1 protein-coding gene is annotated in these 912 nt (G+C 59.0%); it reads left to right on the top strand.

The annotated features are described in order from the left end of the window. Positions 1-88 precede the first annotated feature (88 nt). Positions 89-900, top strand: a protein-coding gene (locus DIE21_RS36845; protein ID WP_124502207.1) for an IS5 family transposase whose coding sequence is annotated in 2 segments (ribosomal slippage) — positions 89-440 and positions 440-900 — 813 coding nt in all. Because the reading frame shifts where the segments join, the coding sequence is not laid out codon by codon here. Positions 901-912: the final 12 nt, after the last annotated feature.

Genomic DNA, 912 nt, shown 5'->3' with positions numbered 1-912 from the left:
TAAAAAGCTCTAACAAAATGAGTCGAAGGGGCTGTTAACCCGTTTCGCGCTCTGTTAACCTCTTCGTTGTTTCGTTGACGAGGAGGCAATGGCTAAACCAATACTCGATGACGAACTGTGGACGCTGATCCAACCACTTCTACCTCCGCCAAAGCCACGGCGAATGCGATACCCGGGGCGCAAGCCCCTGGACGACCGCGTAGTCCTGACGGGCATCCTGTTCGTGCTGCAGTCCGGCATTCCCTGGGAGATGCTGCCGCAGGAAATGGGTTGTGGCTCAGGCATGAGTTGCTGGCGCAGACTGCGCACCTGGCAGGAAGCGGGCGTCTGGGATCGGCTGCACGAGGTGTTACTCGCAAAGCTTCGGGCGGCCGATCGCATCGACTGGTCACGTGTTGTCATCGATTCCTCCTCCATTCGTGCTGTGGGATCAGGTCAAAAACAGGACCCAATCCCACCGATCGTGCGCGACCCGGTTCCAAACACCACCTCGTCACCGAAGCGCAGGGCATCCCACTCGCGCTGATCCTGACGGGCGCGAACCGTCACGACGTCACTCAACTATTGCCACTTGTCGAGGCGATCCCGCCGATTCGCGGCAAACGGGGGCGACCGCTGTCGAAACCCTGCGTTGTTCAGGCCGATCGCGGCTACGACCACGACAAGTATCGCAGGCCACTGCATGCCGTCGGCATCACCACCCAAATCGCCCGCCGGGGTGAGCCGCATGGCAGTGGGCTCGGCAAAACCCGATGGGTTGTTGAGCGCACATTTGCCTGGTTGCACAACTTCAGGCGACTGCGCGTTCGTTTCGAACGCCTCGCAGTCGTACACGAGGCATTCATGAAAATCGCCTGCTGCATCATCTGCTGGCGACAGCTCCAAAATTCATTGTGTTAGCGCTTCTAAGTC

It is taken from the genome of Burkholderia sp. Bp9140 (assembly GCF_003853425.1).
Taxonomy (GTDB): Bacteria; Pseudomonadota; Gammaproteobacteria; order Burkholderiales; family Burkholderiaceae; genus Burkholderia.
Note: the sequence above shows the minus strand (reverse complement) of the source record. Positions and strands in the feature narration are given on the sequence as shown.